This window comes from Okeania sp. SIO1H4, assembly GCF_010672695.1.
GTDB lineage: Bacteria > Cyanobacteriota > Cyanobacteriia > Cyanobacteriales > Microcoleaceae > Okeania > Okeania hirsuta.
Genome location: NZ_JAAHGB010000073.1, coordinates 1 through 21,799, shown reverse-complemented (window position 1 = coordinate 21,799; position 21,799 = coordinate 1). Strand labels below are relative to the sequence as shown.

At 34.7% G+C, this 21,799-nt stretch carries 21 protein-coding genes; 12 read left to right on the top strand and 9 right to left on the bottom strand.

The annotated features are described in order from the left end of the window. Nucleotides 1-909 precede the first annotated feature (909 nt). The 3 genes from F6K06_RS28400 to F6K06_RS34340 all read left to right on the top strand — a co-directional run bounded on the left by F6K06_RS28400 (nucleotide 910) and on the right by F6K06_RS34340 (nucleotide 2,699). The gene (locus F6K06_RS28400) at nucleotides 910-1,485 is read left to right on the top strand and encodes a Uma2 family endonuclease (RefSeq protein WP_287244712.1); all 576 of its coding nucleotides are present in this window, start codon (nucleotides 910-912) and stop codon (nucleotides 1,483-1,485) included. A gap of 585 nt (nucleotides 1,486-2,070) precedes the next feature. Continuing rightward, entirely contained in the window at nucleotides 2,071-2,415 is a 345-nt protein-coding gene (locus F6K06_RS34345) for a hypothetical protein (protein WP_338043233.1), read from the top strand. Further along, nucleotides 2,331-2,699: a Uma2 family endonuclease gene (locus F6K06_RS34340; protein WP_339379443.1), complete on the top strand. Its 369-nt coding sequence runs from the start codon at nucleotides 2,331-2,333 to the stop codon at nucleotides 2,697-2,699. The genes F6K06_RS34345 and F6K06_RS34340 overlap by 85 nt, the downstream gene beginning before the upstream one ends. Before the next feature lie 343 nt (nucleotides 2,700-3,042). Here the strand turns inward: F6K06_RS34340 and F6K06_RS28390 are convergent, their stop codons facing one another. Next, complete coding sequence (locus F6K06_RS28390; RefSeq protein WP_124146572.1) at nucleotides 3,043-3,420, bottom strand: SH3 domain-containing protein; 378 nt, start codon at nucleotides 3,418-3,420, stop codon at nucleotides 3,043-3,045. Nucleotides 3,421-3,535: 115 nt separating this feature from the next. After that, nucleotides 3,536-3,925 carry a hypothetical protein gene (locus tag F6K06_RS28385; RefSeq protein WP_124146573.1) on the bottom strand — a complete coding sequence of 130 codons (390 nt, stop codon included), beginning with the start codon at nucleotides 3,923-3,925 and terminating at the stop codon, nucleotides 3,536-3,538. Between the two features lie 930 nt (nucleotides 3,926-4,855). Here F6K06_RS28385 and leuB point away from each other — a divergent pair. From leuB to F6K06_RS28370, 3 genes are all read left to right on the top strand, one after another. Beyond that, nucleotides 4,856-5,932 carry a 3-isopropylmalate dehydrogenase gene (gene leuB, locus F6K06_RS28380; RefSeq protein ID WP_124146574.1) on the top strand — a complete coding sequence of 359 codons (1,077 nt, stop codon included), beginning with the start codon at nucleotides 4,856-4,858 and terminating at the stop codon, nucleotides 5,930-5,932. 307 nt (nucleotides 5,933-6,239) lie between these two features. Beyond that, nucleotides 6,240-6,731, top strand: coding sequence for a hypothetical protein (locus F6K06_RS28375; RefSeq protein ID WP_124146575.1), 492 nt, complete (start codon nucleotides 6,240-6,242; stop codon nucleotides 6,729-6,731). Between the two features lie 624 nt (nucleotides 6,732-7,355). After that, nucleotides 7,356-8,222, top strand: coding sequence for a fructosamine kinase family protein (locus F6K06_RS28370; RefSeq protein WP_124146576.1), 867 nt, complete (start codon nucleotides 7,356-7,358; stop codon nucleotides 8,220-8,222). A gap of 294 nt (nucleotides 8,223-8,516) precedes the next feature. Here the strand turns inward: F6K06_RS28370 and F6K06_RS28365 are convergent, their stop codons facing one another. The 3 genes from F6K06_RS28365 to F6K06_RS28355 all read right to left on the bottom strand — a co-directional run bounded on the left by F6K06_RS28365 (nucleotide 8,517) and on the right by F6K06_RS28355 (nucleotide 10,852). After that, nucleotides 8,517-8,678, bottom strand: coding sequence for a hypothetical protein (locus F6K06_RS28365; protein WP_161565053.1), 162 nt, complete (start codon nucleotides 8,676-8,678; stop codon nucleotides 8,517-8,519). A gap of 140 nt (nucleotides 8,679-8,818) precedes the next feature. Then, nucleotides 8,819-10,114 carry a COR domain-containing protein gene (locus tag F6K06_RS28360; protein WP_287308950.1) on the bottom strand — a complete coding sequence of 432 codons (1,296 nt, stop codon included), beginning with the start codon at nucleotides 10,112-10,114 and terminating at the stop codon, nucleotides 8,819-8,821. Nucleotides 10,115-10,117: 3 nt separating this feature from the next. Further along, nucleotides 10,118-10,852, bottom strand: coding sequence for a leucine-rich repeat domain-containing protein (locus F6K06_RS28355; protein WP_287323328.1), 735 nt, complete (start codon nucleotides 10,850-10,852; stop codon nucleotides 10,118-10,120). A gap of 1,059 nt (nucleotides 10,853-11,911) precedes the next feature. On the opposite strand from F6K06_RS28355, the gene F6K06_RS28350 reads away from it, so the two are divergent. The 4 genes from F6K06_RS28350 to F6K06_RS28335 all read left to right on the top strand — a co-directional run bounded on the left by F6K06_RS28350 (nucleotide 11,912) and on the right by F6K06_RS28335 (nucleotide 15,254). After that, nucleotides 11,912-12,085 (top strand): hypothetical protein, encoded by a 174-nt coding sequence (locus F6K06_RS28350; protein WP_161564436.1) that lies wholly within the window; start codon nucleotides 11,912-11,914, stop codon nucleotides 12,083-12,085. A 584-nt stretch (nucleotides 12,086-12,669) separates the two neighbouring features. Next, the gene (locus F6K06_RS28345) at nucleotides 12,670-13,800 is read left to right on the top strand and encodes a HetZ-related protein 2 (RefSeq protein WP_124144294.1); all 1,131 of its coding nucleotides are present in this window, start codon (nucleotides 12,670-12,672) and stop codon (nucleotides 13,798-13,800) included. 338 nt (nucleotides 13,801-14,138) lie between these two features. Continuing rightward, entirely contained in the window at nucleotides 14,139-14,843 is a 705-nt protein-coding gene (locus F6K06_RS28340; RefSeq protein ID WP_287308949.1) for a hypothetical protein, read from the top strand. A gap of 57 nt (nucleotides 14,844-14,900) precedes the next feature. Further along, a complete protein-coding gene (locus F6K06_RS28335) occupies nucleotides 14,901-15,254 on the top strand; it encodes a hypothetical protein (RefSeq protein ID WP_287244854.1) in 354 nt (117 codons plus the stop codon). A 233-nt stretch (nucleotides 15,255-15,487) separates the two neighbouring features. Here F6K06_RS28335 and aroF read toward each other — a convergent pair whose 3' ends face one another. The 4 genes from aroF to ruvA all read right to left on the bottom strand — a co-directional run bounded on the left by aroF (nucleotide 15,488) and on the right by ruvA (nucleotide 19,026). Next, nucleotides 15,488-16,549, bottom strand: a complete 1,062-nt coding sequence (aroF, locus tag F6K06_RS28330; RefSeq protein ID WP_124144296.1) for a 3-deoxy-7-phosphoheptulonate synthase — start codon at nucleotides 16,547-16,549, stop codon at nucleotides 15,488-15,490. A gap of 459 nt (nucleotides 16,550-17,008) precedes the next feature. Beyond that, on the bottom strand, nucleotides 17,009-17,497 hold the full coding sequence (locus tag F6K06_RS28325; RefSeq protein WP_124144297.1) for a PAM68 family protein: 489 nt from the start codon (nucleotides 17,495-17,497) through the stop codon (nucleotides 17,009-17,011). Nucleotides 17,498-17,507: 10 nt separating this feature from the next. Continuing rightward, nucleotides 17,508-17,777 (bottom strand): 30S ribosomal protein S15, encoded by a 270-nt coding sequence (gene rpsO / locus F6K06_RS28320; RefSeq protein WP_124144298.1) that lies wholly within the window; start codon nucleotides 17,775-17,777, stop codon nucleotides 17,508-17,510. Between the two features lie 613 nt (nucleotides 17,778-18,390). Further along, nucleotides 18,391-19,026: a Holliday junction branch migration protein RuvA gene (gene ruvA / locus F6K06_RS28315; protein WP_124144299.1), complete on the bottom strand. Its 636-nt coding sequence runs from the start codon at nucleotides 19,024-19,026 to the stop codon at nucleotides 18,391-18,393. 634 nt (nucleotides 19,027-19,660) lie between these two features. On the opposite strand from ruvA, the gene F6K06_RS34330 reads away from it, so the two are divergent. Together F6K06_RS34330 and F6K06_RS34325 are read left to right on the top strand one after the other, a co-directional pair. Beyond that, the gene (locus tag F6K06_RS34330) at nucleotides 19,661-20,242 is read left to right on the top strand and encodes an MFS transporter (RefSeq protein WP_353734904.1); all 582 of its coding nucleotides are present in this window, start codon (nucleotides 19,661-19,663) and stop codon (nucleotides 20,240-20,242) included. Continuing rightward, a complete protein-coding gene (locus F6K06_RS34325) occupies nucleotides 20,212-20,940 on the top strand; it encodes an MFS transporter (RefSeq protein WP_353734905.1) in 729 nt (242 codons plus the stop codon). Before F6K06_RS34330 ends, F6K06_RS34325 begins: the two co-directional genes overlap by 31 nt. Nucleotides 20,941-21,799: the final 859 nt, after the last annotated feature.

Here is a 21,799-nt window from a genome sequence, read left to right as displayed (position 1 = left end):
ATCAGCTATCAGCTAGCCTCATAAAGTCGGAAGTGCGGACTTCAGTTATTAACTTATTATCTTAGAAGGAGTATTCAAAATTATGTTTATGCAGCATTCCCCAGGGAAAAAAAAGGTAACAAGCTAACCTTAGTAAGTCCTATATGTTCATGCATCTGTTTGCTGAATCCTAATAGCTGAATGCTTACATTCTCTTTTATCTTGGTAAACTATAAATCTTTGATTTTACATTCAAGAAAGACTACTCCATAATTGATTTAACGTAGTTTATTAAATTATCTAATTGTTTATCTAATTTGAGGGTGGATTGATTTTTATTTCCATTTAAACAGCATATATTTAGGGTTTTCTCATTAAATCTAAAAGCACTGACATATAGAATTATTCTTCCTACTTTCTCTTTCTCCCCACACTTCCGACACTCCCCACCCTCCCCAGGCTCTGCTTTTTTCAGCAAACCCTATTTCAACTCCGCTTTGAAAGGTAGGATTTGACTCTTTTACCGAAAAATTGTGGTCTAAAGCCTTCCCTTTTAATACCATTTATCAACAACTTTTCTACATTTTCGCATAGTAGGGGACTTACCCCTAACCCCTCGCAGGAGGGGGAGTGGGGGAGAAATAAAAATAATAATAATTAATATTAAATTGACTCAAATTAGCAAAAAATTTATTAGGATAGTTTAATTACTTAATAACTGAAGTGTTATCTAAGTATAGTATTACTTTTGGTAATTGGTATAAGGGGATAAAAAAAAGAGAATTCCGTATTTCAAGCCTCCTTATTGCAGAGATACTGTTAACTGATAACTGATAACTGATAACTGAAATGACCGTCATTATCCTGTAACTATCTTTTTTGAATTTGGTATAATTCAGTCAAAATATAAAAACAAAAAAGGAGAAAATAATGCAGGCAACTGAGCAAAAATATTACTCTACCGAAGAGTATTTAGAACTGGAAGAAGCAGCAGAATTTAGGAGTGAATATCGTCAGGGGGAAATAATTAAAATGGTTGGATGTACGCCAAATCACAATTTAATTTCTGGTAACTTTTATGCTGCACTGAAGTATGCACTAAAAGGTAAACCATACCGAGTATTTATGACTGATTTACGTTTATGGATACCTGAATCTAGACTTTATACTTATCCAGATGTAATGGTTGTTGCTATTCCTTTAGTCTATGCTGAAAATAGACGAGACACTATTACTAATCCTCTGATAATTGCAGAAATATTATCAAATTCTACAGAAAGCTATGACCGAGGAAAAAAATTTGAGTATTATCGAAGTATGAGTAGTTTTCAAGAATATATTTTGATTGACCAATATAGGAATCATGTAGAACAATTTAGCAAGACTGAAGAAGGGAAATGGTTATTATCAGAATTTAGTAATTCAGAAGATACTTTGTATTTAAGTTCTGTTGAATCTGGAATATCTTTACAGGATATTTATGAAGAAGTTGAGTTTGAGGAGTAGGAAGTAGAGAGTAGGGAATAGGGAATAGAAAATCAATGGAAAAATTGAGAAAATCTCTGTAGTAATTCCATGTCTGAGTGAGGCATAAAATTCATTAATTTGAGAAACGCTATAGTTTTACCAGAATTAAGAATTTCTCCACTAAATCAAGCATTGGAACTTAGTAGAAGCATTAATTAATGTTTAGATGGCACTTGCTTAATGGAACAATTTCAAACATATACAGGACTTACACAGTTTTCCGACAAAAACGCTATATATGTCATAGTGCTATAGTTTTTATCTACTATATGTAGTGTCTTTGCGTAAGTCCTGATCAGGAACGGGCAAGATGCCCATTCCACAAAACTATTAAAATCATACCACATTTAGGATTTACACACTTTTCCGACAAAAACGCTATATATGTAATAGTGCTATAGTTTTTATCTACTATATATAGTTTCTTTGCGTAAGTCCTGATCAGGAACGGGCAAGATGCCCACTCCACAAAACTATTAAAATCATACCGCATTTATGCAACTCAGAATTGCTATAAACATAACTCAGCTTACAAATAAATTTGTTGAAATAAGCAGATAAATAATGAGTAACTTACAAACAAAAATTTTAACTGATACTTGGGTAACTGCAACTTGGTCAAAATATTTACAAGTAATTGAAAATCTAGATAACGAAAAAGCAAAGTGTTACTATCACAATCAAAAATATAGAATTGAAATGAGTCCACTTAGTAATAAACACGGTAGAGACCACGCATTAATAATGCTAGTAGTGAATATATTTTCAATTTTAAAAGGCATTGATTTTAACGGTATAGATAATTCCACTTATAGAAAAGTAGGATTAAAAGATGCTCAACCAGATGCCTCTTATTATTTGGGGAAAATACCGATATCGTTCCTCCTGAAACCTCTATTATTGACTTAGAAAAATATCCACCACCAGACTTAGTAATAGAAGTTGCTAATAGTTCACTTTCTGATGATCAAGGAGAAAAACGTATTTTATATGAAAATATGGGAGTGGGAGAATATTGGATCGTTGATGTACAAAATGTGAAAATTATTGCATTTTCTGTAGTAGATAGAGGTAGTAAACAAATTCAAGAATCTCTTGTTTTACCAGGATTAAAAATTTCCTTACTTGTTTCCTTACTTGATGAAGCACTTCAACGTAGTCATCACATGAATCAACGGTTAGTTGGAGCTTAGTTAATGGAAAAATTTCAGCCATAAAAATAACTCAGCTTAACCAGAAGTTGATCTTGGCTGAATCAGATATTTATTAATATATTTATGGTTATGGCAAATTATGATCAAAAAAATTATCTCTTCTTTTGCGGGTTTAATACCTCACCATCAACGGAGGTGACGTACAGAAGTTACTTTTGTAACGGGGATTTGAGCAAGTCTCCAAAAACATTTCGCCTTAAAAGGCGGGGTTTTAAACCCAATTATTTTGATCAGCAATTTTCCCTTTCCGTTTGTCATGCTGCGCAAACAGCATAAGTGCCTTTCCTGCGGAATGCTGCGCAAACAGCTCCCGCTGACTTCTTCAATTACAATTTGTCAGATATTCTGTCCAAACATATCCTGGAACTGGCTCAATAATCTTTACCCAAAATAAGCCTTCGATACCACCTGTAGTTTCTAACTCTACTGTATCTCCATCATCAACTGTACCAACAATATTACCATTAGGTACTTCTCGGACATTCAGAACAAGACGTTCATTTGTAGAAGAACTTGGCATTGATACTTCACAACTATCAGCAGCAGCTAATAAAAATTTATCATTTTGTTCAGTTAAAATTTGATTTGATCTTTGTGATTTATATGCAGCATGGGATGTATTAGGAGAGAAAATTTTTACACCCAAGAAAAAAAGAAAAATTAGAGAGATGATAGTTGAAAATTGTAACTTAATATTCATTGTTAATCACAAGATAATAGTTCAAGATTAGTAGATAAATAATAAAATAAGTAAAAACTTAAGCCTAGAAAAATTTTGCTGATACCTAATCAATTTATTTTGTCTAATTGCTATTTTATGGAAATATTACTCTGCCTCTAAAACCACTGCTACTTCTCAAAATAAATACTGAACCTTCTTTCTCAACTTTCATACTAGCTCTTCCTCCATTGCTAATTTCTACGCTATAAGTTCCATCAGTAGGAAATTTTCTCATAGAGAACTGAGTTTTTGTAGAACCATCCCATTCAATATCAAATTCTACACCAGTATTACTTTTAGTTATTTTAACGTCGCAAGGTCCTGAAGCCCTAATTCGACCATCAAAATCAACTAAGACACAAGCAGCACGCTTTTCTTCAGTTTGAGCCTGAGTTTTATTATTAAAACCAACCAGGCTAACTAAAATAATAGGCAGTGCCAGAATTATCATCAATTTATTCAGCAGAAATAATGGTTTATTCATTTTAAATTAATTAAATTTGACTGGATATTTTATGTTATACTCTGTCTAATTTTAGTGAGATTAATAACTGAAAATAAAATTTGTAGTCTTCAACTGAACTTAGATTTCATATATAGCATCTTTATTTAAGATGTAAACTCAATATCCATATTTAGCAAGTCTTTCAAGACCCTAGAACTTTACGAATCATTTGAAAACACAAACACTAGATAGTAAAAAATTATTACAGCCAAAATATATATAATAATTTTAAAATAATCTTACTAGGAATGGAAACAAAATTAATAAAAATTAATCACTAGATCTGCCAGAAAAATAATATCATATAATCTTGATATAGCAATTCCCAAAAAGCGTGAGGTACAAAATTTTAGGCTTGAGGGAACACCGGTTCTGGGAACAGGGAACAGGGAATAAAAAGACAAAAAGATAACTGTACCTCACGACCTTGGGAAACGCTATAAAAAACTATAGCAATCCTATTTTATTCGTGTCAAAAATCTTACTGCTTTTTAGGAAACAGGGAACACTTAACTGGGAACAGGTAAGAGTTTCAGTTTTTTTATTTACTTTTTGATTTGTCACGACCTATTTAGGATTGCTATATTTTATAGAAATATGGGAATTTCTACTCAAATTGTAATCCAGCATTTATCAACCTTTCTTAAAGAAGACTTATTTTTCTAATTTTCTGTTCCTTAAAAACCAAATATTTCTATTTTATCCCTAATAAAAATTGCTATAGCAATCCTATTTTATTCGTGTCAAAAATCTTACTGCTTTTTAGGGAACACTTAACTGGGAACAGGTAAGAGTTTCAGTTTTTTTATTTACTTTTTGATTTGTCACGACCTATTTAGGATTGCTATATATAGTTAATATTTAGCTCAATCACAAATTAACTCGTAGAAAATTAAAACATAGAACATTATGAACTACCGCATTACTCTACTCCCTGGTGACGGCATTGGCCCTGAAATTATGACAGTGGCGGTAGATGTCCTAAAAGTTATTGGCAACCAATTTAACCTTAACTTTGAATTTCAAGAAGCTCCTATCGGTGGAGTTGCCATCGATGCTACAGGGGAACCCCTACCGAAAGAAACCCTCGAAAAATGTCGTAATAGTGATGCCGTACTCTTAGCAGCGATCGGCGGTTACAAGTGGGATAATTTACCACGCCATCAACGACCAGAAACTGGATTATTAGGACTACGGTCCGGATTAGGATTATTTGCTAATTTACGGCCAGCTAAAATTTTGCCCCAACTAATAGATGCTTCTACCCTCAAACGAGAAGTTGTGGAAGGAGTGGATATCATGGTGGTACGAGAATTAACAGGTGGAGTATATTTTGGCATGCCCAAAGGTCTGTTTGAGACAGAAACAGGAGAAAAACGCGGTGTTAATACGATGGCCTATACTGAGTCAGAAATTGACCGTATTGCTAAAGTGGGATTTGAGACAGCTCAAAAACGTGGCGGTAAGTTGTGTTCGGTAGATAAAGCGAATGTGCTAGAAGTGTCTCAGTTTTGGCGCGATCGCATTACTCAAATGTCCTCAGAATTTCCAGATGTAGAGTTATCTCATCTATATGTAGATAATGCTGCCATGCAACTTGTTCGTTGGCCAAAACAATTTGATACGATTGTCACAGGAAATTTATTTGGCGATATTCTCTCTGATGCTGCTGCCATGTTAACAGGCAGTATAGGAATGTTACCTTCGGCGAGTCTGGGTGCTTCTGGACCGGGAGTATTTGAACCAGTTCATGGTTCTGCTCCAGATATTGCGGGTCAAGATAAGGCAAACCCTCTGGCACAAGTCCTGAGTGTGGCAATGATGTTACGTTATGCTCTAGAGCAACCTGCCGCAGCAGATAAAATTGAAGAAGCGGTGTTGCAAGTATTAGATTTGGGTTATCGGACTGGGGATATTATGTCCGAAGGAATGAAACAAGTCGGATGTAAAGAAATGGCAGAAGTGTTGTTAAAAGTTTTGAGTTAGGCAAAGACAGCGCTGCGCGCAGGCAACAGGCAACAGGCAACAGGCAATAGGGCGAATAAAAATCTGTTTGCGCAGCATCTGCGTTGGAATAATATAAGACTTTTAGCTATTGGACAATTCCTGCAATTTGTAAATATGCCAGCGCACATTGCTATAGAAATAATTTTCTACTATGGCGCTATATAATTACCAGGAGTAAGCCAAACTCAATAGCTAACGGCAATGTCTTTCCTGTACTGACGGTGACGCTCAAAAATTGTCAGTACAGTAAACTCAACTTGAACAAATAGAAATAAGGAAACAAATTATGGCAACAAATGAAGAGCAAATGATAGGAGGTTCGGAATACCTGAAAAGAACTATGGGTATTTCTTCCGCTCCTTTTGAAGCATATCTTAATTATGGGTATGCGTTGCTCGCTATTGCTGGAGCTGATGGGGATGTGCCAGAGGCAGAGATGAATTGGTTAATAAATCATCAACGAATGGTTGGCGCTCCTGAAGAAGCTATAGAAAAATACAAAGAATTTGACTACAAGAATGCTAAGTTGGAAGACCTGTTGCCCAAGATCAAAACAGATGTTCCTAACTGGTCAGCACCAAGAACATTGCTTTATCATGCCATTAAAATGTCTCGGGCCGATAAAGATTATGCAAAACAAGAGGAAGAAGCTGTCAAAAAAGCGGCTAAACTTTTGGGAGTTGCAGATGATATTACTCTATCTCTAAATATATTAGTAGAGATGGAAGAAAAAGTTGAGAGTATGCTGAAAGCGCTGATTCATACTGAAACATTATAGTTAGGCGAAATTATTAGCTAGTATTCCAGACAGCAGGTTTTTAGGAAAAATCTGCTTTCTTTATTCAAACAACTTATATTTGCAAGTCGATATACACTAGATATCTTCAAGAAAAGAGGGAACAGGGAACAGGGAATAGGGAAAAGGGAACCCAACCCTAACCCCTCCGGTGGAGGGGAATAATTGATAATTTATGGAGATCATTTTCCACTACAGCGCTATATACTTACGGAATTGATTATTTGCCGTTTCAGTTTCTGTGAGGACTTGAGTCTCTACTATTGTGTATGTAGCAATAGAGATTTTTTCAACTTTTAAAAATATAAAAATTAATAACTGTGGAGGAGTCAGATTTCCCTGGTCTAGCAAATAGAAATGGTTTCTAGTTCAGTTTCTGTGAGGACTTGAGTCTCTACTATTGCGTATGTAGCAATAGAGATTTTTTCAACTTTTAAAAATATAAAAATTAATAACTGTGGAGGAGTCAGATTTTCCTGGTCTGGCAAATAGAAATGGTTTCTAGTTCAGTTTCTGTGAGGACTTCACCTTATACTATTGCGTATAGCACAATAGCTAATTTTTGGCATTTTAAAAAAAAATTATTAAATATAGGACTGTATATGTATGTGGAAAAAAATTGCCGAACATATCACTCAAGTAACGGCCGAAAATTTTGAAGTTACTAACCATTCTTCAGTTGGAGGAGGTTGCATCAACAGTGGTTATAAAATAACTAATGGCAGTCGCAACTATTTCGTCAAACTTAATCAAGCTTCCCAGATAGCAATGTTTGAAGCAGAAGCTTTGGGGTTAAAGCAAATGTGTGAAATCCAGACTATTTGTGTTCCGAAACCCTTGTGCTATGGAACAGAGGGAAATAATTCTTATATTGTCTTGGAATGGTTAGACTTAGGTGGTCGTGGTAACGATAAATCTTGGGAAGAGATGGGACGTAAATTAGCCGCTTTACATCACTGTCAGGGTAAAAGTGAATTTGGTTGGGACATCAACAATACTATCGGTTCCACACCCCAGATTAATACTTGGAATACAGACTGGGCAGAATTTTGGGCAGAAAACCGCATTGGTTATCAGCTCAAGTTGGCAAAACGTCGGGGTGGTACTTTTACTCAGAGCGATCGCCTACTAAAAATTATCCCAGAGTTATTGGCAGGTCATCAACCACAACCTTCTCTGGTTCACGGTGACTTATGGGGGGGAAATGCTGGAGTAACTGTAGATGGGGAGCCAGTAATTTTCGACCCGGCCACTTATTGGGGCGATCGCGAAGTTGATATTGCCATGACTGAATTATTTGGTAGTTTTCCCAGTGCTTTTTATCGTGGTTATAATCAAGCCTGGCCTTTAGATGATGGTTATCAACAACGTAAAAGTCTTTATAATTTGTATCATATTCTCAATCATTTTAATTTATTCGGTGGTGGTTATGGTTCTCAGGCAGAACGTATGATTCAGCAACTTTTATCATAAATTTTCTACTCACTAAACAGTAATTTTTGGGTATTATTGCTAACGGAAATACTCTAATTTACAAATTTCATTCACCGAATAATTAATAATTAATAATTAAATAATTCTGGTTTAAAGCCTCCCCTTTTAAGGGTAAAAAGCGGTCGAGAGATGGCGATATTCGCAGCGGGTATGTAAGAACGGGTCTACTCGCCATATCTAATCGACCAAGAGAAGAAATAATATTTCCTTATATTCAATTCCGTAACGGTTTTAACCAGAGGTAATTATCAATTATCCATTATCAATTATCCATTAATGAACGGATTTATTTTCTTTTTGTGGAGTTGGAATTATGTCTTGAATTGGTAAAGCCAATTCTGGTAATCCATCTGGGTATAACTTAGGATAAATAATCAGCAAAATAATGCCAATAATAGAAGAGATTAAGATGAAAATAATTTGCCCATTCTGCATCCAAGTCAAGAAATCTAAAAATCCAAATTTTTTAGTTTCCTCTGTTTTTGGTTGACTAGAATTTCCTGTTACTTCATTTTTAATATTATTATCATTTTCTTTGTGGGTTTAATACCCCACCGTCTACACGGTGTTCAAAATTACTTGGGGTTAGAATCCCCATGTAATTTTCCTCCTGTCTCCTGTCTCCTGTCTCCTTCTTCAATACCAAATATATTATCCACAACATTTCCATCTTTATTATTAATTTTACGACTATTAACAATAACGTCTCCACCTATATGTATATTATGAGGATGTCTGGATTGTGAATTTTTTTCATACTTATAACTATCTATTGCATCATCAATTAAACTCTGGATATTAACTTCATTGTAGGGGTAATTACCGCATTCAATTGTTATTTTGCTATTGTTAAGCCGTTCTTTTAATTTTTCAAATTTGTAGAAGTGAGGATTCTGAGTATTTTTACAAGCTGCACAATTACAAGGAATTAATTTATTATATTTGAGCCGATTATTGTATGAACTATGAATTTTATCCAACTCGTAAGTCACAATAGTCATTAAATCCCGTTTTTGTTGCCCAGAAATTCTAATTTTTATTTCTCTCTTTCCGTAATATTCAATTACCTCTGCTTTTGCTTGCTCTTTCTTGAGAATAACTCCGCTTTTCCATACATATTTTTGCTCCTCAATATCCTCGTGCATTGCCACAATAAACTGAGTAATTATTCCCTTGGGCATAAATTCGTAGGTGTAACGTAAAATCAAATTATTATTTTCATCCCAATCATATTCTGGTTGAGCTTCTGTTAGGAGTTGAGGGGCAATATAGATTTGAGAAGTACCAGGAATTTTATAGCAAAGTTTAAATTTAATCATTAATTGCAGTAGTTCATCATGCATATTGGCATATCTATCTTCATGCCAAATATTGCTTAAATCATCTTTGGTAAATTTGCCAAAATTATCATAAACTTTCTGATTATCTAGAGCTTTATAAACTGCGGCTTTTCCCCATCCTGGTTTGAGAATAACTGTTTTATTTAACAGTGGGTCATCTTGAAAATTAAGACAAACTCCTAAGTCATGTAAGTAACCACTTAATTGTAATTTATCCTCTCGCTTCTTAAAGCCATTCTCTTCACAAATAGATAAATATTCTTCTAGACTAATATAGTTGCGGGAATCTTTTTCTAATACTTCACGGACTTTTTTCCAAGTCTTAGGAAGGGCACTGCCAATATGAGGTAAATTACTGATGTAATGTTGGATATCTGTTTGAATTTCTTCTAAACCTCGATTAGTAGCAAGATTGGTGTCTAATATTTCTTTGATATTAGAAAATTGACCTTGTAATGCTATTTGATTAATTTCCCGTTTACGTTCTTGTCTCTCATTTTTGATAATTAATAAAGGACTATTATCGCTCAACAATTATGCTATATTCAGCCAATAATAAAAGTCTGTATCTTCATTACGAGTATCAGCCACAAGAATATATAGGGAGCGTTTAATGAGAAAAAATTGGTGAGTCGCATGATAAATTTCTTGTCCGCCAAAATCCCAAATATTCATCTGAAATTCATGTTCATTTTTTGTGGGAAAATTCCACTGATGAACTTCAATTCCTTTAGTTGAATCTTCTTCTTGCAGTTTATAGTCTGGGTTTTGAATTTTGTTAGCTAGAGTAGTTTTACCAGCGCCACCTTCTCCAATAATTAGTAATTTGGCTTCATAGAGATAATCTGTTCCTTCTTCTTTTATTTGTTGGAGATACTCTCTAATTGCTTCTATCCCTTTTTCAGTAATTTCTATTGGTGGAGTTTCTAGGGGATTACGACTTAAATAAAGCGTAGTTAAGTTGGTGAGTTTAGTGATTGAATCCGGTAATGTCGTTAATTGATTACGACTTAAATCAAGGATAGTTAAGTTAGTGAGTTTAGTGATTGAATCCGGTAATTTTGTTAATTTATTACTACTTAAATTTAATACTTCTAGTAGTTCTAATTCCAAAACTTTATTAAGAATTTCAGTTAATTTTTTATCACTGTTGCCAAAAGCATCATTACTTAAATCTAAATTCTTAATTTTTTTGTCCTTAGCTACTTGTATTCTTTCTTGAAAACTTTGTGGTATCTGATTCTGCTTATTTATTTTAGGAGAAGTCATAATTTCATAAAATATTTTTACGCTCACAATAATACCTACAAATATAAATATTGATTTTCCATAACTATTTAGGGTTTGCTTATGGAAGTCTTATAGGTGAGGGTAGGAGACAGGAGAATAGAATTCAGAATTTAGAATTCAGAATTTAGAATTTATCAGAATTTAGAAGAGTTAGATAGAATTCATAATTTATCAGAATTTAGAGGAGTTAGATAGAATTCATAATTTAGAATTTCCTACGGAATGCTCCGCAAACAGAATTCATAATTTATCAGAATTTAGAGGAGTTAGGAGGAAGAAATATCCCTTGATTTTTCTATCCTTATCTACTCAGAATTCTAACTTTTTTAGCCTTTTAGACCGAAAACCTTGCACCTTTTTTCACTCTAAAAATCCTCAAATATTTACAGATAAAGGCTTTGAAAGTTAGTCAGTAGAGCAATAATTATCCATATTGCTCAATCCTCTCCCTAAAAGGGAAAGGTAATTATCCATTATCCATTAATCAACCATGTCTTTTGGTAAGCATTCAGCTATTAGCATTCAGCTATAGCAATGAGCGCTGGTATATTTACAAATTGCAGGAGAGGCCAAATAGCTAAAAGCCTTATATTATCAGCAATTTATTCCCCCAGATGAGCTGTTGCCTGTTGCCTGTTGCCTGCGCACAGCGCTATAATTCCTTCTTGCAAGATAATGACTTAATAACTCATAACTGATAGCTGACTGCTGACCGCTGAATGCTTACGTCTTAATAAAGCGATCCCTTCAAAAGCTTCTATATCTCAAAATCAGTTGAACACTTAACTTTTACTTATAACTTTTAGTATTTTCCTTTGAATATTTTTAACTTTGTCAGGATTTTATGACAAAAAAGGAGAAAATTTTTCTGATACAGCTAACGAAGTTTCAAGATTTTTAGCCTTTTTCCTCCGTTGTGTGATACTATAAATCGTACAAAAATCCGAGGGCAAATATTGCTGAAGATAATTTTAACGCTGCAAATACTGATTATTTCGTTCTTTCAGAGACAAATAGTCTTGTTTTCCTCAACTAGAAATGACAAATTTTTCTCTTCTAACTTTTCGGCAGTTTGATAGATTGACAAATTTGTGGTATGAGGGAGAAAAAAGGACGATAATAGCAGATGAGCGATCGCTCCACTCTTATCCAAACACTTTTTTGACTATACTAGACTCGGCAAGGTGTCTCCCGTTATCATCTCCGATTTAATGGCAGGGGAATTGCCGAGAGGAAATTAAATAGGTGTCGATTGATGTTCAACATATTCCTTTAATTGCTCAATAGTTACACCTGGTGCAGCTAGCAACAAAATAAGAACCAGTCTAAAGTAAGGATTTGGTATCAAACCTAGTTAGGTAATCAGCTTATAATCTCCGATTTAACGGGAGAGAACTTCACCAAAAAATTGGGTTTGAAGCCTCCCCCTTCTTGGACGACTTTTTAGTTTTTTTTTCAATCAAAGTGTATCAACTGTGGCGCAAAACACGATCGTGATACCAACGCAGCGACTAATATATTTGTCGCCGGAGGGCATTCGGAGACATTAAACAGATTTGGAGGCAAGCGTAAGACTAGCGTCAAGTTAGCAGGATCCTGTGAAATGTCAACCCACCAAGGAGCTTCGGCTAGGTAGGAATCCCTGTACCTTTTAGGCCGGGGAGTATGTCAAACTGCATATTAAATCAGTAGTCAGAAATATTGATAGAATGACTGAAAATATAGCTTTTGAATAGAATCTGGCAGAGGTAGATTCTGGCAAAAGCTAGAATTAAATATATAGAATTAAAAATCTCATGACTTTGGCCCAAGCACTGGAACAAGAGTGGAAAACCAAACTTCAGGAAGACTACCCAAACCATAGCTCAGATGTCCACAAAAGTATTATTTGCTGGCTATTGGGGAATAATCCTAGTCGCTTAGACGAGCTGACTCCTACTCAAAGGGCAATGGCATCTAAAGGCAGAGAGTTTCTTTATCGAATTCTAAAACAAAGATATTTGGACATTCCGCCAGAGCGAGCTTATCGAAACTTACTGCAACGCTTGAGTGGCCTAGTGATGCTGCGACAAAAAATACGAGCATGGGTAAATACCAGTCGCGATCGCCAACGAAGTGTAATAGATGTCCTACAGGAAGTGATCCAAGAGATGCTCAATAGCGATCGCTACCTACAGCAACAAATGGCCAAAATCAGTGAATGTACAAAAAATCCTAATCTCCGCAACTCTCTATTATTAGCGAGTGTAGAAGAATATTGTATTAGACCGATTCGCAATCAGCCATTACTGGTATATAGATTTGTTAATTATCTACGTCGAACTCAAAGAGGTGGCCTAACTCAAGTACCTGTAAAAGAATGGGTTAAATTAATCTCGGAAGATATTAGTCCTGGTGATACGGAAGACCGAGTGAGTTTGCTGGATGCTGTAGTGACTTCAGGGTATCAAGATACTGAAGAAATGGAGCAACAACATTTACTTCGCTCTAAAGTCCAGGAGGAATTTGAGAAATATTTGGTGGAAAAAGTTGATTCCAAGGCAGCAGAATGGTTAAAGCTTTATCTTCGAGGCAATACTCAAGAGGAAATTGCTCAAGCTTTAGATATGCCTATCAGACAAGTATATAGGTTACGAGAAAAGGTCAGTTATCATGCAATTCGTGTTTTTGCGGTTAAACAACAACCAGAATTAGTAGCTAGTTGGTTAGAAATTTCTCTGAATGAGCATGGCTTAGGTTTGACTTCTCATCAATGGCAAGAATATTGGCAAAATCTTAATCCTCAACAACGTCATTTAATTGAAGGCTTAAAATCAGGTACCAGTTTAGAGGAAATTGCTAAACACTTAAACTTGAGAATTAACCAAGTTGTTAGTGAATGGACTAAACTATACTTATCTGCTCAATCCTTACGAAATAGTTCTTAGCCCCCATCAAGACTAAGATTGTAGCTAGGATAATTTAACCAAGATTATTCAAATATTAATTGAGTCTGTAAATTTTTAGGATAATATAGTGTTAATAATTAGCGTATCAAATATTTAAGTTTTGAGATACTTGGACTATGTAATTGGCGCATTTAGTGTAATTTTTTTAGAAATCTTTTGCACATAGTAAAACTACACCAATATATATGGTAACTGCTGTATTTTACTATTTTTCTATTAACTCAGCTTCAATAGCTCTAGTAAAGACGGTTGTTGCCTATTGTAATCCCGGTCGTTAAATAGATGATTTCTATTAGTTTCAAACCAACAACTCAATAATGCCCGCATACAACAAAAATAATGGGGAAAAGCAAATGGATTATCCCCATGTATTTGCTCTAATTGATAATATATTACCATTTGAAGCCTGTCTACACTATCAAATTTTACCTCTATCTATAGAGGGGAGCAGAGTCAGACTTGGTTTCGTTGACATTAAAGATTCTTCTGCTACAAATTATGCTCGCCGATTATTATCTTACTTAAATTGTTCGCTGGTAATGGAAGAAATTTCTTCTGAGTTTCAGAGGTCAATATTATCATCTTATTTAAACTATATTGGTCATCAAAAATCTGTAATTTCTAGTTCTTCTCAACCTAAATTACCAAAGAATAATCATAAACAAATTGATCATCATCAATCTACTAAAAAAGAAGAAAATCAGCAACTTTCTGAGCAAAAGAAGACAACAAATCAAGAAATTTTAACTAAAAAAACTCAGGATTCACAACAGCAAAAACTTCAACCTCAAGCTCAAAAAATATCACAAAATCATTTATGTGATATTTTAGAATTATTACTACCTAAATCTCAAAAATCTATCTGTTTAGAAGCTATAGCTAATTTAGAGCCTAAAAAGTTATTAAGAGAATTAATGGTAAGTGTTTTAGAGTCAGGAATTGGTAGACTTTATTTTGAGCAACAAGAATCACAAGGAAAAATTCTTTGGAGTCAAGATGGAGTTCTCAAATCTGTAGTTTAAAACCTAGAACGAGAAAAAATTGAAGGTGTTATTAACGAACTTAAAATTCTGACAAAAATGAGTTCAATTCCCATTAAAAAACCTCGACAAGTAGAGATTGAAAGAATTTATCAAAATAATCATTTACTATTACGTTTGAGAGTGATGCCAGGAGCTTATGGGGAACAAGCAACACTACAGGTATTAAGAGGAGCTGCTTTAAAATTTTATCAGCAGCAAAAGCTCTACTTATTGAGTCAAGATACATTGAAATTAGGCAAACAATTACAAATTAAAATCAATCAAATTTATTGTCGTCAACATCTAGCTCCATTTCAACTAAATAGCTTGTTAACTTTGCAGAAGTTACTGAATAATGTTGAGCATCAAGTTGAATGTATTATTTCTCAACAAAATAATCAAAATTTATAGATAAGACAGGGAGTAGGGAGTAGGGAGTAGGGAACAGGGGGAAATTTGTTGTAAGCATTTCCTACGGAATGCTGTGCAAACAGCGGTCAGTTATCAGCTTCATTTCAATTACTTTTTTCGTTCATCAAATCCTGAGTAAGCAATTAAGCACAAATATTTGCTTGATTATTTACTCAATCACGGCAGCCATAATTCTCTCCTGACTCCTGACTCCTGACTCCTGACTCCTTCTTCTATACTAGAACAGGCTCTGCTTGTGGCCACCGATTTACTGTTTTGCCAATTACTGACATTTCCTGCATTAACCGATCGAATTTTTCAGGTGTCAGAGATTGAGGGCCGTCAGATAGAGCTTTTGCTGGGTCTGGATGGACTTCAATCATCAGAGAATCTGTCCCTGCTGCAATAGCAGCCATTGCCATTGCCGGTACATATTCAGCCCGACCAGTACCATGACTAGGGTCAATCATAATTGGTAAATGAGTCAGCGATCGCAAAACTGGTATTGCTGAGAGGTCCAAGGTATTACGAGCATACTGACGGTCAAATGTACGAATACCCCGCTCACAGAGAATTACATTTGGATTTCCAGCAGCTAAAATATACTCTGCAGCCATTAACCAGTCTTCAATAGTTGCAGCCATTCCCCGCTTTAAAAGTACAGGTTTGTCTTGGGCACCTACCTTTTTCAACAGAGAGAAGTTTTGCATATTACGGGCACCTACTTGTAGCACATCAGCAACTTCAATCAATTTTGGTAAGTCAGCAGCATCCATTACTTCTGTGATGATACCCAGGCCAGTTTTTTCTTTAGCTGCAGCTAATAGACCTAGAGCACTTTCACCATGTCCCTGAAAAGAGTAAGGAGAGGTACGAGGTTTATAAGCTCCTCCGCGCAAAAACCTAGCACCCGCAGCTTTGACCCGTTGGGCTGTTTCTATAATCATCTCTTCATTTTCTACCGAACAAGGGCCTGCAACTACAACTAAGGGGTGATGAAGACCGAAAGTTACAGGTCCATCAGGAGTAGATACTACTACTTCACTTGCTTCTCCATGGCGATATTCTAAACTTGCTCGCTTATAAGGACGTTCAACCCGCATTACCTGTTCGATCCAAGGACTCAGTTCTTGTAGTTGTAATGGATCTAGGTCTGCAGTATCTCCTACTAAACCTATAACAACTTTATAGCGCCCAACAATTTTTTCTGGTGTTAGACCCCAATTAGTTTTAAGGTCATTACAAAGACGGTCTATTTCAGCTTCTGGAGAACCAACTTTTGTTACTATAATCATTTTTTCTTTTGCAATTAAGTTAGATGTGAGTTAAACTACGGTTATTTTGACAATAGCTTGTCAAACTTGACTTTTACTTGTTTCTTAATAAATCCGATATAATTTCCAGCTTCCTCTGTGGAGATGATATTTTCAGGTCTCAATCTATAATTTTTTTAGGAAGGTTAAAATTTACTAGAGACGAGGTTTTCTCATCTCTATAACCTAAGCATTCAGCATTCAGCTATCAGCTATGAGTTATTAACTCATTATTTTGGCAGGAAGAATTAATCTTGAAGAAGAATGAAAAGTCATTAATGAAATTAGTCATCAGTGAACCTTAGTCGTTGCTTAATTCTTTCAAAAGCTGTTTGCGCAGCATGACAAACGGAAATGCTGAATGTTAATAGTTGTTTGCGCAGCATGACAAACGGAAATGCTGACTCTATAACTATTAATCATAGATAGAAATTAGCTTTTTTATTTAGCTTCTTTCCTAGCTTCTTTAACTCGTTGAAAGTTAGTTTTTAGTTCTTGCCAACCAAACAAACTACCTTTTCTATCTTCATCCCAAGAAGCAGAAAAAAGACCATAACTCAAACCAATAACACTTAAACCAAAAAAGCCCATACTAACTAGCAAAACTGCTTGGTTTGGTAGTACTAAAATATCATTTGAAATGATAAAGTAGCTAATAACAAAGGTTAATAAAGACAATATTAGAGGTGTACCAGAGAATAACACCATACGACTTATCATCCGCCGACTAACTACTTCTGGGATAGAACTGTCTTCTTTGAGTTGTTGGCGTTTTTGATTACTAATGTTTTTCGGCTGATTTTTTACATTAGAAGACTTTTGCTCATCTACTGTTTTTGTTTTGGGTGAGGGAGATAATTTCTTACCTTGCTTTTTACGATTTTTAGCAGGTTCAAAAGGTAAAGGTTGACGTGATGGTTCTGAGGACATAAGTCAGCTTCTAACCTCTAATACCAAGGCGAGTAATTAATGTTTTATAACGTTCTTGACTTTGTTTCTGGATATATGATAGTAAGCGCTTACGTTTACCAATCATTTTTAATAGACCTCTTTGGGATGAATAATCTTGCTTATTACTTTTTAAATGAGCGCTTAATTTGCTAATTTTTTCAGTCAGCATGGCTACTTGGACATCTGCTGAACCTGTATCCGTTTCATGGGTTTGGTATTCACCAATAATTTCTTGTTTACGTTGTTGCTTTAGAGCCATATATTTAACTTCTACTGATCTTTCTCAAAATTACTACAATCATTAACTATATCATCATATCTCTGTTCTGGACAATAGACATCTCCGGAAAAGATGGAGTAGGGCAGTAGGTAGGGACGTTGTATGCAACGTCCGTACAGAATAGGGGGAGAAAATTGATTATTTTGGCGCGATAATTGATTTGATTTTTGATGATCGCCAGATGTCTAATAGAAGAAGATAAAATTTCAATTATCAGTGAGTCTGAATCTCTTACTAGCTGGGTGGGTTTAATTAAGTGTAAAATTTCGTCATTGCGAGGAGAAACAACGAAGCCATCCTCATTACTTTACTAGATATGCTCTGCAAACTTTTCTCCCCTTGGATGCAGTAGTATTACATTTATTTCTGCTGAGCTATTTAGTATGTTCATTTAATATTTTTTTTAAATTTGGTTTAATAGTCCCACCGTGATCAAAAAATAGGTTGTCCTACTCCCATAATGGTTAAAGATACATATTTTTTAATTTCTTCCCACACTCCCCCACACTCCCTTCCTGGAAGGGGTTAGGGGTTAGTCCCCACACACTCTCTACCATTAGCACCACTACCAAATTGTTGAACTGTAACTTTTTCAAAGCTGAGTAAATCGACTCAACCAACTAATAGCTTCCCTAATCCAATCTTCTGCATTTGTATTTTTGGACATTTTAGCATCTTGACTAACAGCTTGCAATGCCTGTATTACCTCTTGACCTGTATATCCCAAAGCTAACAAAGTCATTTCTACTTCCTCTTGAATAGCGGGCAAAACTCCCACAGGTACTGATGTAGTTAAGCCAGCATCATGTCGCCACTCGGCCAATTTATTTTTTAATTCTAAAGCAATACGTTCTGCAGTTTTCGGGCCTACTCCTGGAGTTTTGGCTAAGACACGAGTATTTCCCCCAACAATAGCTTGGACTAAATCTGGTAATTCTAAAGTATTTAACAAAGCGATCGCTAATTGTGTCCCAATACCACTCACACTTACTAACTGGCGAAATAAATCTCTTTCTGCAGAAGTACCAAAACCGTACAATAACATTTGGTCTTCTCGTATTTGTTGGTGAGTAAAAACTTTTATTTCTTCTCCTTGCTGTAAATTTTGAGTTAACCTTGGCAGAATTTGTAGCTCATAACCTACTTGATTAACTTCTAAAATTAGAGTCACACGAATACCACTACCTTTTTGAACATCAGCCACTTTCCCTTTCAGATAATTAATCATAAAAATTCATTTAAAGTTATTACAAAATGTAAGCATTTCCTGCGGAATGCTGCGCAAACAGCTATTAGCTGTGAGCTGTCAGCTCTCATGAGGGGGTTTTAATGAATATAGACTGTTTCAGCCAGCTTTTATAGCAAGTATAAATTCTGACTCAATTAGTAAAGCTTTTATCTAAAACTCAAAGTAATAGTTGACGGTTGAATGCTTACTACAAAATTACATATTAACAACTGCCGAAACATCATTGAACTTACAAAAGTTTTGACTTAATTAGATATTAATTTTTAGGTAATCATTTAGCTCTTAGCAGTCAGAACTGAGTGCAAATAATGAATAATTCCTTCTAATACCATTTCTCCATAAAGTTGTACTTCATATTAAAGATGGGAATAGTGAGTGTAATAAGGCCCGAGCAACAATTATTAAGCGCATTGTTACAGAGAAATGGTATAAAGTTGAAGGAGCGTACCTTGCCACTAACCTTTAATTCTCTCTCAATTTTTCAATTGCTTTTACCTCCTCCTCTGATCAATAGCTGAATGCTGAATGCTTAATTTTTTAGAGCTTTTGATAATACAGAAAAGAGATTAAGATTAAACTGTATCTTATTATTCTAAAAAATCGGATAATTTTCATGTCATTGCCAAAATTGCATCTATCCCAATTATTTCCCAACTTAGACCGACAAATTTTAATTCTGGCAATGGGTAGATTATTATCTCAAACTGGTACAGGTTTTACATTATTTTATGCACCAATCTTTTTTGTAAATCAAGTTGGCTTATCTACAACTTCAGTTGGTATTGCCTTAAGCAGCGCTCAAATTTCTGGCATAATTGCTCGTTTTCTTGGAGGTTCTTTCAGTGACTCTCAATTTTTTGGTCGTCGGATAACTCTATTATTATCATTAATTATTTCGGCACTAGCTTCAATAGTAATGGCAATAGCTAATAATTTTTATATTGTAGCGATCGGTAACTTATTATTAGGATTAGGTACAGGGTTATATTGGCCGGCAATGGAGGCAATTGTGGCAGATTTAGCAGTAGCAACGGAACGCAAAGAGGCTTATGCTGTTACGAGATTAGCAGATAATTTGGGTTTGCAGTTGGGAATTATTTCTGGTGGAATAGTTGTGAATTCTACAGGTGCTTATAGAGCATTATTTATAGTTGATTCTATTTCATTTTTATTTTTGCAGGAGTTATATATTTAGCGGTTAAAGAAACTTATAAACCAGTTAAATTAAAGCTAAAAATTGAAACAGAGAGGAAAAAAAATACTAATGGCTGGCTATTAGCTCTTAGCGATCGGAATCTAATTATTTTTGTGATGGTGAATGTTTTTTTTACTTTCTACATTTCTCAAATACACAGCACAATACCTTTATATTTAAACAATTTTGTTTCCGGCAATTTTTCACCACTAATTATCAGTTATATATTTACAGTACACACTGCTTTGACTGTTATATTTCAATTACCAGTTGCGAGAAAATTACGAAATTTTAGCCATCCTCAAGCATTAATAATTTCAGCAATATTATGGGGGTTAGGATTTCTCGTCATCGGTATTGCTGGAATAATAGAAATAGGTAATATTTTATTGACTACTTTAGCTTTAAGTTTATTTGCTATTGCAATTATTTCTTATACTCCTTCTGCCTCAGCTTTAGTAGCAGATTTAGCACCAGAATCTTTGCGTGGTATTTATTTGGCAATTAATGCTCAGTGTTGGGCAATAGGATATTTAATCGGACCGCTATTAGGAGGATTGGTATTAGATAGAGCAGAAATTGTGATAAAAATATTTTGGTTATCAATGGTAATAACTGTAGGAATTGCTGTTGGTATTTTGCAGTATCTTGACTGCAAATTGATTAGTGAAAATTTGGCTAATACAGAAAGTAATTAATGGTAGAAATATTTCAGTAATCAGAATCAATAATTATTCAGTTATTAATATTCACTGTTGAGTTATTAAATATTTAATCGCACTGCTATTAAGAGTTTTGATATGAGAGCTAACACAAATTGTGGTGAAAATATTTTGGTTAGCAATGGTAATAACTGTAGGAATTGCTGTTGGTCTTTAGTCAAAACTATATTAGGAGGATGAGTATTAGATAAAACACAAGTTGTAGTGAAAATATTTTGGTTAGCAATGGCAATAAGTGTGTAAATTACTGTTGGTATTTTGCAGTATACTTACCCTATATTTATGAGTAAAAATTTGGTTATAGAGAAAGTAATTAATGGTATTAATACTTCAGCAGTCAGAATCAATAATTATTCAGTGCAAGAATATTTGTAAGCATTCAGCTATCAGCTTTTGAAAGAAAGAATCAAACAATTACCAAGGTTAACTGAAAGGACTATTTCATTCTTATGTAACTTCTTGAATACTAATTCCTTCTTCCAAGATAATGACTTAATAACTCATAGCTGATAGCTGAAGTCCGCAGTTCCGACCTTATGAAGCTAGCTGACTTCTGAATGCTTGCGAATATTTTTTCGGTCAGAATACGGAGCAAACAAATTTCCCCTTGTTCCCTACTCCCTACTCCCTAAATTTTTTATTGTAGTTATTCAAACAGACATGATATAAAATGTTAGCTGATTTTGATAAAGTAGCATAAATTTTAACAATAGACTTGTCGCTTTATAAGGTAAAGTAAAGTTAATAGGGTGTTTGAGATGGGACAATGTTAGATCTGAATCGGGTGCTAAAAGAAGACCGCCTCAGTGCGGGCATTGACTGGACTAAACCGTAA

Excerpts from the sequence above, each read along its gene's own strand:
- aroF (WP_124144296.1), bottom strand. The coding sequence starts at position 16,549 with ATGATTATAGTAACAAAAGTTGGTTCTCCAGAAGCTGAAATAGACCGT.
- leuB (WP_124146574.1), top strand. The coding sequence starts at position 4,856 with ATGAACTACCGCATTACTCTACTCCCTGGTGACGGCATTGGCCCTGAA.
- F6K06_RS28400 (WP_287244712.1), top strand. The coding sequence starts at position 910 with ATGCAGGCAACTGAGCAAAAATATTACTCTACCGAAGAGTATTTAGAA.
- F6K06_RS28390 (WP_124146572.1), bottom strand. The coding sequence starts at position 3,420 with ATGAATATTAAGTTACAATTTTCAACTATCATCTCTCTAATTTTTCTT.
- ruvA (WP_124144299.1), bottom strand. The coding sequence starts at position 19,026 with ATGATTAATTATCTGAAAGGGAAAGTGGCTGATGTTCAAAAAGGTAGT.
- F6K06_RS28355 (WP_287323328.1), bottom strand. The coding sequence starts at position 10,852 with ATGACTTCTCCTAAAATAAATAAGCAGAATCAGATACCACAAAGTTTT.
- F6K06_RS34345 (WP_338043233.1), top strand. The coding sequence starts at position 2,071 with ATGAGTAACTTACAAACAAAAATTTTAACTGATACTTGGGTAACTGCA.
- F6K06_RS28350 (WP_161564436.1), top strand. The coding sequence starts at position 11,912 with ATGACAAATTTTTCTCTTCTAACTTTTCGGCAGTTTGATAGATTGACA.
- F6K06_RS28385 (WP_124146573.1), bottom strand. The coding sequence starts at position 3,925 with ATGAATAAACCATTATTTCTGCTGAATAAATTGATGATAATTCTGGCA.
- F6K06_RS28370 (WP_124146576.1), top strand. The coding sequence starts at position 7,356 with ATGTGGAAAAAAATTGCCGAACATATCACTCAAGTAACGGCCGAAAAT.
- F6K06_RS28340 (WP_287308949.1), top strand. The coding sequence starts at position 14,139 with ATGCCCGCATACAACAAAAATAATGGGGAAAAGCAAATGGATTATCCC.
- F6K06_RS28365 (WP_161565053.1), bottom strand. The coding sequence starts at position 8,678 with ATGCAGAATGGGCAAATTATTTTCATCTTAATCTCTTCTATTATTGGC.
- F6K06_RS28345 (WP_124144294.1), top strand. The coding sequence starts at position 12,670 with ATGACTTTGGCCCAAGCACTGGAACAAGAGTGGAAAACCAAACTTCAG.
- F6K06_RS34330 (WP_353734904.1), top strand. The coding sequence starts at position 19,661 with ATGTCATTGCCAAAATTGCATCTATCCCAATTATTTCCCAACTTAGAC.
- F6K06_RS28325 (WP_124144297.1), bottom strand. The coding sequence starts at position 17,497 with ATGTCCTCAGAACCATCACGTCAACCTTTACCTTTTGAACCTGCTAAA.
- rpsO (WP_124144298.1), bottom strand. The coding sequence starts at position 17,777 with ATGGCTCTAAAGCAACAACGTAAACAAGAAATTATTGGTGAATACCAA.
- F6K06_RS28335 (WP_287244854.1), top strand. The coding sequence starts at position 14,901 with ATGAGTTCAATTCCCATTAAAAAACCTCGACAAGTAGAGATTGAAAGA.
- F6K06_RS28375 (WP_124146575.1), top strand. The coding sequence starts at position 6,240 with ATGGCAACAAATGAAGAGCAAATGATAGGAGGTTCGGAATACCTGAAA.